This is a genomic window from Schlesneria sphaerica, from assembly GCF_044336245.1.
GTDB lineage: Bacteria > Planctomycetota > Planctomycetia > Planctomycetales > Planctomycetaceae > Schlesneria > Schlesneria sphaerica.
In genome coordinates this window covers 6705914-6718925 of sequence record NZ_CP172346.1, presented here as the reverse complement: position 1 = coordinate 6718925, position 13012 = coordinate 6705914, and the positions used below count along the sequence as shown (strand labels likewise).

Here is a 13012-nt window from a genome sequence, read left to right as displayed (position 1 = left end):
TCGCCGGCACGATCAGCCGTTAGCAACGGGAAGCGATCTCCAACCAATCTGTCGCTGATCTGGTACTTCGATCCAGGCAAGCCATAACAGAGGGGCCGCCATCCCTGTGGACGGCTGCAGTCGCGGCGAAGTTCGCATTGATAGCATCCTTTCTTTCATTGCGAGTCGACCGGGCGTCGTATGCTCCGGCGGGTCGAAATGCTAACAAAATGAACTCGTCAGCGCCACGAAAACTTCTCAATTGGAAAAAAATCTTGAAAAATTCTTCTTTCACCTCAATTTCCCGTCCTGTTTACGAATCCGTTACTCACGATCACTGTCTGACAATGCCACAGAATGGATCCGTATTCACTTGAATGAGACATCCCGATCCCCGTGGTGACTCACGTTCCTGCGGCCAGGAATCCGGTCCCCCACTTGGTTTCTGTGACAGTGTCGGTTTTCCGCAGGCCCATGACACCCGTGAAAACAGGTGTCACGACTCACCGAGGCCCTCAGAAGGGGAGGGGTTGTCCGAGCCCTTCCAGACGAGCTCGCTGATAGATCCGCACTGCAACTGCCAGGTCTTCCAGTGCTAACCCCACCGACTTGAAAAGAGTAATGTCTTCCGGAACAGCCCGTCCCGTTTCGCGTCCCACAACCACCTCACCCAATTCTCGCACTCGAGTCCAGTCCAGACTGCCATCTTCGATGGCGGGAACGAAATCACCAGCCTCCAACTTGCACGCCTCCAGGCTGTCGCAGACAACATGATCCGCACGACGAATCGTGGTCACATCAATCTCAGCCTTGGTCAGATAGTTGCTTCCGATCGCACTGACGTGCGTTCCCTGTTCCAGTATATGCCCGTCAAACAAGGGGGCCTTGCTGGTTGTCGCGCACAGGACGATGTCTTTTTCTGCAGCCGCTTCCTCCGGCGAATGCACCGCAACCATTCGGACGTTGCAGTACTCAGACATCTCATCCGCAAATCGACTCCGCCGCTCGGCATTGCGACTGTAGACATCGACTCTTTCAATTCGTCGCACGCTGCAAATCGCCTTTAACTGGGCTCTTGCCTGAAACCCAGTCCCAAAACACCCCACGATCCGGGCATCCGGACGAGCCATATACTTTGTAGCAACCCCGGAAGCCGCTCCCGTCCGCATTTGCCCCAACAAATTCGCCTCAATTAATGCGACGGGCTGCCCATGTTCCGCATCGGAAAGCGCAAATTGGAACCGGTTCCCCCCCCGAGTCGTTACGTATGCCTTGTACCCGACGAAATTCAGGTACTCTGCAGCAGCGGACATCATGTGCAGGGTGGAAGTTCCCGCACTGGCTCGACGGCGAGGCTGATGGTCTGCCTTTTCAAACGCTAATTGACGAAATGCTTCCTCGACACAATCAATCGCCGTGTCCATATCGAGCAACCAGGCGACGTCTTCCTCAGTCAGATAGATTGCTGGCATTTCCATGAACCTCTCTTGATGCGTACCGAGCATCCCAGTTCTGTGAACTGCAGCCCCTCACATTGAGGAATCTGCCTGCCGGACCCCAGTCGAAGCGTTTCATACTTCGACTGGTTAGAAGTTTACTCAGTGACCAGAACCGCACTTTTCCAAAGTGCCTCCGTTGTCGAACCGTCTGTCGTGGATTGAATCAATTGAATCAGTCGATCCTGCCCCGCCCACGGGCTCAGGTCAACAGTGATCTCTTTCCAGCCAGGACGAACCGTATTCTTTTCACCGACACTTTGCTCCAGAATGATTTGATCTGCCACTCGCACGGCCAGTTGCCAGGTCTGTCCCGGTTGATGGCCGACTCGCAGTTGCAGCATCTGCTTTCGTGCAGGTTCTAAACGAACCCGACTGATCCATCGGGCTGATTGTTCTGGTTCGAGGCGACTCCTCAGCGTCAGCGGCAACCTGTCGGGACCGTCAGACACGACTTGAATGCGGTTACTGTTCGTGGCGGGATACCAACCGGGGAGCACGGTTTGGATCTCAGCAAATTGAGCTTCCGACAAGCCAAGGTCCCAGTGCGCCAGCGGATCCGAGACCGCCTCGGGGGCGACCGTGGCAGAAACCATCACAAACTCGTGGATTTCCCGTTTTGCATTTTTCCACGATTCCCCAACAAGTGACCACCATTTTCCTCCCGCGGACCACATCGGCCCCATTTGAAACTCATCTCGGGGGGGCACATCGACGAGCGACTCTTGCGTGACTCGTCCCGTCTGAAGATCCCGCCACGTCAGCAACGGACGTGATCGGCGATCCTCCCGGGTAACGCGACGACTGGTCAGCACGGTCGTGTCAGCGATGCAACAAGCTTCCAGTCGATTTTTAGACGCCGAGCGCCACATCACTTTACCAGACCGAGTATCCATAGCCACCAGTTGCGTAGTCGTGTCGGCAATCGCAATCGTGCCGGAGACACCAATGAGTCCCCGTAGATTCGCGATTGGCCGTTCCCAGATCGTCATCCCTGACTCGAGACTCAAGCACTGAACTTCGCGGACACCGGGAATCGAGACGACGACCCGGTCAGACTCGATCACGGGCGGAGTAACCCGCGTATCTTCCGCCAATTCATCAACGGGTTTCTGCATCAACATCGATTTTTTGAGCCAGTGCATCACGCCCCGAGCATCAAAACAGGCGACCGTTCCTCCCAAAGTACAGACAGCACGCTGATCGCTGATGGCTAGTTGGCCTCCGTACAGTCGATGCTGCCAGTCACGAAGCCCGAACAACGGACTTGAGCCAATGACGGCTCCCGACGACGGTTCAAACCAGGTTGCCTCAACCTGGACAGTATCTTCATCCCCTCGATCCGCAGTCAGTGCAAACAGGCGTCCGTTCCAGATCATTGGGTCAGAAACGATGCCCTGGACAGTTCGTTTCTGCCACACGATCTGTCCGTTCTCGCGGCGCAGGCAGGCAAGCTCGACACCCGCTCTGGTCAAACGTCGTATGAACAGGTGGTCCTCCGTCAACAACGGCTTCATCGGATGGAAGGCCAACGCGTAGGCGTCGCCCTGGTCATTCCCCAGGCCTCGTGTCCAAAGTTGCCGCCCATCCTCGACGGAGTAAGCGCCGACCTCGAAACGGTTGCTGAGAAACATCTGCTTTTCATCTGCCGTTACGGCGAACTGCCTGCCGAAGGGATCACCATCGCGATACTCATGGCGACCTGGCAGGTTGCCGGAATCACCGTCAAACTGAGCCCGCCGCTCAAGCCTGTAGAACCCTGGCAAAATCGAGGGAGCAGGGGAAGGAGACGACGGTCTCAGAAGTCCCGACGGGTTGGGACGCTGGATGACGTCGTCGAGTAGCCTTTGAAATTCAGACCGAGAGATTTGCGTGCCATTGAAATCAATCGCGTCGACAGTCACTTCATCGAGCCTCGTTCCAGACGATCGGCCACCCGTCGCCTGGGCAAGCAGTTTCCGGGGAAGGAGTATCGCTTTCCAGCTCGGACTGGCAGCGACGAGTGCTTGATCAAAATGCTGCTCGGCCGCGTCGAACTGCCCGCTGGAAAGCGCAAGATCTCCCAACCAGAGATGAGCCGATCTTGCTGCATCCGTTCCCATGAACTGGACTGTCGCGGTTTCGAGAGCGGCAACGTCTTTGCGGTTCACCGCAGACTTCACTCGAATCTGGCCGAGTGGCTCATACTTTTCTTCCATCGTTCGAACCAGACCCGGATACTTCCGGCGTGCATTCTGAATCGCGGTCGACATCGATACATAAAGCTGCCGATTTTCCAGGTCGGGCAACAGCCCCGGTCCTTCCTGCTCGGCCACCGTCATCAGCGTGCGACAGGCGTCCTCGTAGGCATGACCTGCCAGTGCCGATTGAAGTTCCGCCCGGATGTTGTAGGCCTCCTTACTGAGGACCGGGACCAGAGGATGACGCTGAGCGACCGGAAGCACGCCTGCCGTGCCGTCGTCCAGTTGAGGCAGGTTCTCTGCCACGACACATTTGGCCCATTTTGCGTGACGAACGACAGCATCCCCTTCATCCGTCAAACGCGGATCCTGCTGCGGTGACTGGTGCCAGAACAAAGTCGCCTGTGAGCGCTCCCACGCCCGATTCCAGTCGCGCTGGTAGATGGACTGGATGACTTCGGCCGATTCGAGTTGATCCCATACGCCAGCCATCCGTATGTCAGTCCACAGTGGGGACCTCAGCCACAAAGGTCGGAGAGTTTTCATCGGAGGGACATCGCTCCCTTCCGCCAATTGCCCGCCCAACTCCTGATACCAGGTTGCTGCGGTTTTTGCTGCCGTTTCATCAAACAAATCGCACAGCGACACGGCATCGTCAATCAGTAATCGTTTCTGCTCGAAACTACGGTCCGACTTCAAACCGCAGCTCACGAGTTGCCGCAGTAACGCTCCACCGGTCTCTTTCGGAGGTCCCTGTTCAAGTGCCACAACAGCGCAGGTACTAAGCCACTCCTCCGTTTCCACATCACCCGGCTGAGCATCGAGAACGCCGTTCAGCCACGTGGCCAGATCCTGGACCTGGCCAACGAGAGCCAGTGGCACACGACTTCGAAGTTGTGGGTCAGCCATTTGAGTGACCCCGGATAATTCTCGAACCTCAATATGACTGACACAGATTTTCCGGGGGGGCATCCCTGGCTGAACGAACAGCCCCATTGAATTGACCGCGCCGGGCAAGTCGAGACCGGGAGCCTCGCCAATCGCCCCCCAATGCTGACCGTCACCACTGACCATGATGTGCAGCGTACCGAGACCGGCGATCAGCTTCAGCCAGCACGATCGGGAAACGAATGGAGTCGGAACCGAATCCGGGTGAGGGGTCGCTTTGCTCTTTTTCTCCTCCGGTCGAAGGACGCCGAACGTCGTTCGCTGTGTCGCAGGGTCCAGAAAAAAGCCCAACCTCTGTAACGGCCCGCTGTCCTGATTGCCAAGGAAGATCCCCGTTCCGGGCTCGGCAGATTCGATATTGACGATGACTTCGTACAAACCTCCACGACGAGTTGCATCGGTGATTTCCGGTTTTCCGCTACGAACAGGCAAAGTGAGCAGGCTTTCGGAGTCTGCCGATTGCGAAACGAACGTAATGGAACCATCCTCATTGACAGTGAAATCGGGTGAGGAAGCAGAGGAGACGGCCCACGGGAGTGACGCTGCCGCTCCTGAGATCACCACGGGATGTGGATTCTCTGGCGGCTCAGAAAACGGCTCACTGCGGTGCATCGACACCCCGCGAAGGCGGAACTGTCCCTCAATGAAAACGTCCTCAGGTGGTCCGGAACAGGGCACACTCAGCAGAATAATGCCCCCGCGCGCCAGGACGAAGTGGTCCTGCTGATGGCGGACTTCCAGCGTACCTCCCCCCGACCGGGAATACGCACCGCTGTCTGTCGTGAGCAATCCGAAGGAGTCCGGCAAAGGCGACCGACCCTCACGCGAGATTTCAAATGCGCCCCACATCTGCGGTTCGCGCCTCGCGTAATAGCGAAGTGCGATCCCCTGAGATCCTCGCCAAAAGTACAGAGCCAGGTCATTCACTTCGAACGGAGTCAGTCGCAGGACCGCATCCGTGGGCCAGGGAGCACGCAGCTTCGACAGTCCCTGAAAGCGAGCCGTACGACGGCCTGGCACACCAATCAGTTCGGTCGTCCACCTGGAGGAATGACCATCGACGGGGGCGAACCAGCGTTTGGCTTCCAGGTCAGAAAATTCATCATGCCCCGTCGACTGAGGGGGACTTTGCCACCAGAGACTCTCGGCAGCGAGAAGGACACTGTCGGGCGAAAGTTGCGCGGACCAGGGCTCATCGAGTGCCACGGAAACGTCCGTCGCTCCTTTTGGTGGAGAAACAGGGAGCGACGACGCCTCAGCAGAACTGACCTCTGGCACTGGTTCAGGGACAACAACGTCAGGAGTGGTTTTCTCACCCAGTCCTGGTTCGACAACCTGTTCAATTGCCGGTTGGGGGATATCCGTCGGTAGGGCGTCCGAAGCAACCCGGTCGGCCAGCCCTCTTTCCCGAAGCAGGTAACCCGCCCCGACCCCCATTAAGAGAACAAGACTCAGACCGATTAACCACGACCAGCGAGGCAGCGTCAGCCGCGTCTTCGGTGGCTGCTCGGCCGCTCGCTTGAGAATCGTCTCGACATCGACCTGTACGGTCGCGAGTCCACCGTGCAGTTCGGATTCGAGTTGCAGGTATTCCTGCAGCGCCTGCTGAAGCGCCGGCGACTGCTTCCAGCGGGTCCGGATCAGTTCCAACTCAGCAGAAGTCAGTTCTCCTGCCGGTTTCTGTTGCAACAGTTCGATGAGTTCTTGATCGGTCATGAAGTTATTCAAGCGTCAGAAGTCTCAATTCTTTAGATGCTGTGCCCAGTGGGGGATCTGCGACCAAACCTCAATGAATCCTGTGTTGCTGACAAATTTGCTCAATCCCTTCAGCCTGCATCTCGGCGGCGTTTCAGATGCAGTTCCTTCAGGCACCAGATCGGGCAACTGCCGAGTGCAGGCAATCCCTCAAAGCCTGACGTGCCCGGTGCATCAGAAGTTTCACAGCACCTTCGCTTCGATGCAGTTCTCGTCCAATCTCCACCAGCTTTCGCTCAGACCGGTAGTGCAGTTCAATCGCCTGTCGGGCGCTCGGACCAAGATCATTCATGCATCCGGGAAGCTGTTGCAGCCGATCATCCGCATCCGTCCAGAGCGCATCTGCGGGTAACACGGATTCCAGTTCCAGACAAAGTTCCGTCCAGGCGACTTCCTTGCGTCGCCGGGCATGTCGAACATGTTCATGCAGCAGGTTTCTCGCAATTCCGATCAACCACGGTCGGATTAATGCCGTGGAGTCGAACCGTGCTTGAGACAGGTAAAACCGCAGAAACACTTCCTGGACCATATCGTCCGCGTCAACTGCCTGTTGGACGCGAGCGCGCAAATAGCCATACACCACCCGCTGATGTTGCTCGATGACCTGAGCGAACGCCGACGTGTCTCCCTGCCGGAGTTGCTCAATCAACATCTGGTCCGAAGCAGGGGTCAACATTCACTTCCAGAAAAAGCAATTTGGCGAAAAGTCCGTTCATTCTCCGCAACGATGCTACGCCACTCATGAGTCGACAATCAACCCGGAGTCTCGCTGACCGGGGCGACCGGACGGGCGATCGTCTTCTCCTACGAGTCGCATCCAGGTGGACCGGAATTCTTCGATGCCATGACAGTAAGAAGCTCGTAAACGCGGAGTCACGATATTCCGGTTTCGACTTTCCCCGGCCCATGAATCCCGCGAGCATCCGGCCTGAAGGTTTTCAGGGTTTCGAGCGACCAAAGTCCCAGCCCGACATCCTCGTTGAGGACTACAAAGACGTTATATTCAACAGGCGTTGACGATGATCTGTTTCGCAAGTTCACCGTACAACGATTATGCTCGACGATCAGATCCCGAAGTCCATCGAACGTCGCAGAACTCGCCTCACTTTATCTCTCCTCACAGGCTGAAGGGAGTGGCGGAACGATGGACAATGTCACACGATGGCGACGTGGTCCCTCCCTTTCGAAAAAGCAAATCAGAATGACTGAGAAAGCCCCAAGCTCTGCCAGAAGTCCACGGAGGACTTTTCTTTTGCGAGATTGGAGAATTGCATTATTGCTGTTGTCACTCGGGGGCGTCGCGACGGCCGTGAGCTGGAATTTCGGCCGGTTCCATTCTCGCACATCGGGAAATCATCAAAATCCGCTTTCGCAGGGAGTTTCGAAGACCTCGACCGCCGCAGCAATTCCTGCCCCAAAGTCTGTCGAAGTCCCGAATCATCAATCGTCCTCTGCACGAGGTGAAACTCCCCCCGTAGCCATCAATCCAGAAGGGTACATCGGAATTGATGCCTGCGCTGCCTGCCATGCCGAACGCGTCGCGGAGTTTCGCGAAACGCGGCATTTTCAATCCTGCCTGCCGACGCCTGTCGACACGATGCCTCCCGGATTCCTGACTGGCCGAGGTACATTTATCCCGTCGAACAGTCCCGTCCACTTCCTGATGTCGCGAGAAGGAAATCAATTTCTGCAAACGGCGATACAGAAGACACCCCAAGGGGAACGCCGAACCTCGACGCCAATAGAATTGGTCTACGGCTCAGGGGCAGAAACAGACGAAGTCTATTTCACCTGGAAGGGTGATCTGCTGTCCGAACTACCGATGTGCTGGTTACACCCGATCGACGACTGGGGCGTCGCCGGATTCGATCGGAATGGTTCAGGCGATTTCACCCGTCCTACAACCCCACGCTGTATGGAGTGTCACAACACCTGGATGAACCATGTTCCCGGGACATTGAACGAGTATAAGCGCCATCAATCGATCTACGGCATCACTTGCGAAGTCTGTCACGGTCCGGGGACAGACCACGTTCGTCATCACGAGGCCCATCCTGATGAAACAGCCGCGTCTAAGATTGTCCACCCGGGACACCTTTCGCGAGAACGGCGGATGGATCTTTGTGCCCAGTGTCACAGTAATGCATTGAAGCACCGGGGCCCTGCATTTCGCTATCGCCCCGGCCTGCCGCTCGACGACTTCTACAAGACACTTCAGACGAAACACCCCGAAGACGACCACGTTGCCAACCAGGTCAGCTATCTGCGTGAAAGCGAATGCTTTCAACAAAGCGATCAGATGACCTGCATTACCTGCCATGACCCACATGTACACAAGCCGCGTCCCCAGCGCGGGGTAGGGGGGGCAGATTGCCGACAATGCCATCAGCCCGACGCATGTCATGACAAAGAAAATCTGCCGCTTGCGGTTCGAGACAACTGCGTTGGCTGCCATATGCCAAAAAGCGAAAAGATTCAGGTCAGCTTTGCCACCCGAGACACAGCTTATTACGCCCCGGTCCCGCGCTGGGAACATCGCATTGCCGTATATCCCGCCGCACGTGACGAAATCCTCCTGGAGTGGTACCGCACTCAATCCGACCCAGCAAGTCAGGCCGAAGTTGAGAGGCTCAGGGCAAGCCTGTTTGATCATTGGGTCTCGCTGTCGGAACAATACGCCACGGAATACCGGCTTCTCGCCGCGATCCACGCCTGCCGACAGGCACTTCGATTCAAAGGTGATCCCACCGTCGAAAGTCGGCTCAGTCAGTTAATTGTTTCGTACACCAAAACCGATCAGGGGCGTCCGAAAGTTCGGCACCTGATGACATCAGGAAACTATGACGAGGCCTTCAAACTGGCTCAGGAGATTCTGACTCTCAAACCTCACGATGCCATCACCGTCGGAAATTTAGGGACGCTTTACGCCCTGCTCGGACAAAAAGAGCAGGCTCGACAGCAGTGGGAAGCTGCGGCCAAACTTGACGCCGACGACCCCTACGGCCCTTCGATGCTCGGCTGGCAGTCTTTTCTGGACGGGGACTATGAGTCGGCGGTTGAGCAATTCCTGATTGCGGAATCGATCGAACCCTATCTCGACAAGATCAACTACCAGCTCGGACTGACGATGCTGAAACTGGAACGCTGGCCGGATGCAGTCAGCCGCTTTCGGCGAGTACTGATCATTAACCCCCGGCACATTGAAGGGCACATCGGACTGAACACGGCCTTGCGTCAGACAAAGGAATACGCCGAGGCCACGTCCGTTGCGCGTCAAGCGGCGAATCTGACCCGTGAACAGAATCTCTCAGTCCTCGAAGCACTGGCCGAAACCTACGCGGAAGCGGGGCAACCCGCCAACGCGGAACGCACCGCTCGAAAGATGCTGGATCTCGCTCAAAAACAAGAGCCGCAAAAGGTGCCCGAAATCCGCCGGAAGTTGGACGAATGGGCTGCAGCAGGGCGGCAACCTAAACCGTAAAAACCGACTCAAGGAACGGCACGAACTCGGGGGCGGCGTACGGCTCAATTTCGGACAGCAATGCACGCTATGGCGATGAGGACTGAAGACCGAAGGCGGCTTTTCTCCAGGATTCGGCCAGTTCGTGTTTACCAAGCTGGTCGGCAACGTCCGCAATCTGCAGGCACAAATCGGGTTGGCCCGGACGATCGATAATCTGCTGATTGAGTTCCACCAGCTGATCCATCAATTTTTGCGTTTCTTCCTTTAACTTCATCGACTCCTGAAACGCGTCCATCTTGCCTGCCTGGCGCTGGACCTGTGCAAGCTGATAACGAGCGACAACATGGTGGGGGTCAGTCTCGAGAAGTTTCTGAAGCTTCTTTTCTGCGGAATCCAGCTTGCTTTGATCGAGATCAATCCGTGCAGACAGTAACAAGGCGTCGGGGAAAGAGGGTTGCTTCTCGAGAATTGTCTCCAGCGTCTGTTGCGCCTCGTCGACCTTCCCCTGGCTCCACAAGGCGTCGGCACGACAGACCTGTAGCTGGGGATCGGGTTCCTCTGGAGAAACCGTTGCAAGGAGTTCGGCGAACTGGCGATCCCCCTGCAACGACAATGCCAACCCTTGCCGGAGTTCGAGTTGCCGCTCGGGGATCTTGCACAGTTCTAACGCTTTTTTGTAGTGCTCGACGGCGAAAGCGTGTTTCTCAAAATCAAGGTCAATCTGGCCCAGCAGATGATGTGGCCGATAGTCATCGGGAGCCAGTCGGATGACTTCATGTAATTCTGTCCGTGCCTCTTGCATCGCGCTGATGTCGAAATAGATGGCGGCCAGACAACGGTGACCCTCGACATCGTCCGGGAATTCCGCGACGAGGCTGTTCAGGATTTGAATGGCCTTCGTCAACTGACCCGTCTGAAAAAGTGCTTCTCCAGCAATCCATAATGAGGTAGACCGGTACGGACCAACGGGAGAAACCTTGGCCATGTAGTAGAGGGCCCGGTCAAATTCCTGCCGCTTCAGGTAATAGGCTGCTCGCAGGACCGCCTGTCCTTCCGGTCCGCCACAGGCTTCTTCTCCCTGAATGATTCGCTCCATCAGTTCGCCCGGTTCTTCTTTCCGGGCCAGACGGTCGATCTCCGCAATGGGATCGCTCGCCTGAGTCGATCGGAATGAACCACAGCCCGACGTCAGGCAACACGTTAGACCCGCCCAGACCGCAATCATGAGGATGCGGTCCCATCCCATCCGTCGCGACGCTTTCGGTCTGGTTCTTCTCGTTCGATTTTCAGGAGGGCACATCGACATTAACCGGTGATCCACCAGAGATATTGATTCGGACTGGGAAGGTGTTGCTCAGTGTACCACAAGGACAAAGTAAGCAATGCGAAAGAGCCGCACTCGCGACAACAGCCTTCATCCGCGCACCCCGCGATAGCCGTTCGGTGTTCATCGCTCACAACATCCGAATCGTCAGGGAACGAAGGACGTTCGGCCCATGTTGTTTTCTCGACGTGGCGTGTCACTCGACGGAAGCACTCGTCGGAGTTGTTCTGCTCCGTGTCAAATTTTCGTAGACGGTGAAGGGGGGGCGTTTCTGGTCCGGATTGGGTCCGAAGAGCCCGAGCACGATGTCGAGATCGCCGTCAGAATCGACATCGGCAAGAACCTGAGACGCATGGAGTGGATTACCAAACTCCAGCGGATGAGGCGAAAACTTGCCCGGTTCAGTCTGTTCAAACCAAATGGCCGAGGGGATCGCCGCCAGTTGTTCGGCACTCATCCCGTTGATCACCCGCAGCGGGAAACAACTGGAGGTGACGATGTCGAGATCACCATCCAGATCAAGATCACCAAATGCCGCTCCGCAAACCCCCGGCATGCAGGCCAGGTGATGGTCAGCAAACTGCAGCGAGCCCAGATTCTCCAGCCAGCGTAACTGGTGATAAGGCTTGATCATGAAGTTATCAAACATGTCTCCGTTTGTGACGACGAAATCGATATCGCCGTCGCCGTCGAGGTCAGCCGCTTCCAGGCCATTCAACCCGAATGCGGGCTCACGAGGGGGGGAGAGCTCCTGATTATCAAATCGAGCGTCGCCCCGATTCACGAAGACTTCAACTGCCTCGTATTCCTGCGCAATCAGTGCGACGAAATCGATATCTCCATCCTGATCGAGATCAACAGGAGGGACTCGGATCGCTCCGTGCCGTTCATCCAGTCGGCGGATCTGAAACCTGGGTGTCCCGTCACTGGACGCACGCTGTTCCATGATCCGGATTCCCCCTTTCTTATGCCAGCCAAACTCGGCAACGACGATGTCCAGTCGACCGTCACCATTGAAGTCGGCGGTACGAACTTCACAGACTCGCCCCAATCCCGAGGCGACAGTCGTTGAGCTCCAGGCGTCGTTCGGTTGCTGCTTGAGCAGGTAGACATTTCCTCGGTCGTGATCGGCTGGCTCCACGCTGCCCAGATCGGCAACCACCATCTCGAGGACGCCGTCCTGATCAATGTCAGACCATTCAAATTGCGAAGGATGAGGAATGCTGGCCAGCTTGGAATAGCTCTTTGATTCCGGGTCCCAGTACGAGACCGTCCCGCCGCTCATGTCAGCCATAACGAGCCGTTCCGTTCCGTCGTTGGTCCACTTCTTCCAGCTCAGGAACGAAATCATCGGGTACTCGACGGGCTCGGGATCATACTCCGGTGCCAATCGAAATCGCGGAGAAGATTCCGCAGCAAAGCGGATCGGTTCCGGATCAGGCAATGTCTCGGGGGCGCGACTGGTGTAGTAATCAATCGCGCGAGGTTTCTCGGGAGGCTTGATATCGCTTTTGGGATTCGATTCTGCGAAGAAGCGATATCCCTGGTAGACCTCGTGTACCCAGCGATTCTTCGGGAACGAGGCAGGGTCAGGTGGTTGATGGCACTTCGAACAGAATTCGACGATATGCCGTTCTTCCGCAATTTCCCCTGCGGTACCGCCAGTGGATAACGTACCCGGCATGGATCCCGATGGCCCGCAAGCGGGAACAGTCAGCAAACAAATCAGCGGGAAGAGCGTCAGCAGACGATTCCGGTTACGGTCACAACTCCAATGACGCACAATCACAGCTCCATGAAATCCTGCGCAGCAGCAATTCTGATATAGTGGCCAGTGAACCCGGGGGTATGGCCCAGCGGCTCATGG

At 56.5% G+C, this 13012-nt stretch carries 8 protein-coding genes; 2 read left to right on the top strand and 6 right to left on the bottom strand.

What is annotated here, in order from left to right; translation table 11 throughout:
• Positions 1-12: 12 nt before the first annotated feature.
• The 4 genes from ACGY09_RS24145 to ACGY09_RS24130 all read right to left on the bottom strand — a co-directional run bounded on the left by ACGY09_RS24145 (position 13) and on the right by ACGY09_RS24130 (position 7034).
• Positions 13-138, bottom strand: a complete 126-nt coding sequence (locus ACGY09_RS24145; protein WP_373652416.1) for a hypothetical protein — start codon at positions 136-138, stop codon at positions 13-15.
• Between the two features lie 356 nt (positions 139-494).
• Positions 495-1457: an ornithine cyclodeaminase family protein gene (locus ACGY09_RS24140; RefSeq protein ID WP_373652417.1), complete on the bottom strand. Its 963-nt coding sequence runs from the start codon at positions 1455-1457 to the stop codon at positions 495-497.
• Between the two features lie 116 nt (positions 1458-1573).
• Positions 1574-6319, bottom strand: a complete 4746-nt coding sequence (locus tag ACGY09_RS24135) for a PQQ-binding-like beta-propeller repeat protein (protein WP_397569758.1) — start codon at positions 6317-6319, stop codon at positions 1574-1576.
• A gap of 148 nt (positions 6320-6467) precedes the next feature.
• Entirely contained in the window at positions 6468-7034 is a 567-nt protein-coding gene (locus ACGY09_RS24130; RefSeq protein ID WP_373652419.1) for an RNA polymerase sigma factor, read from the bottom strand.
• Positions 7035-7870: 836 nt separating this feature from the next.
• Here ACGY09_RS24130 and ACGY09_RS24125 point away from each other — a divergent pair.
• Both ACGY09_RS24125 and ACGY09_RS24120 read left to right on the top strand, forming a co-directional pair.
• Positions 7871-8161, top strand: a complete 291-nt coding sequence (locus ACGY09_RS24125) for an EspF repeat-containing protein (RefSeq protein ID WP_397571906.1) — start codon at positions 7871-7873, stop codon at positions 8159-8161.
• Between the two features lie 19 nt (positions 8162-8180).
• Complete coding sequence (locus ACGY09_RS24120) at positions 8181-9839, top strand: tetratricopeptide repeat protein (protein ID WP_375314981.1); 1659 nt, start codon at positions 8181-8183, stop codon at positions 9837-9839.
• 67 nt (positions 9840-9906) lie between these two features.
• Here ACGY09_RS24120 and ACGY09_RS24115 read toward each other — a convergent pair whose 3' ends face one another.
• Together ACGY09_RS24115 and ACGY09_RS24110 are read right to left on the bottom strand one after the other, a co-directional pair.
• Entirely contained in the window at positions 9907-11046 is a 1140-nt protein-coding gene (locus ACGY09_RS24115; RefSeq protein WP_397569757.1) for a tetratricopeptide repeat protein, read from the bottom strand.
• A 295-nt stretch (positions 11047-11341) separates the two neighbouring features.
• Complete coding sequence (locus ACGY09_RS24110) at positions 11342-12928, bottom strand: FG-GAP repeat domain-containing protein (protein WP_397569756.1); 1587 nt, start codon at positions 12926-12928, stop codon at positions 11342-11344.
• Positions 12929-13012 lie beyond the last annotated feature (84 nt).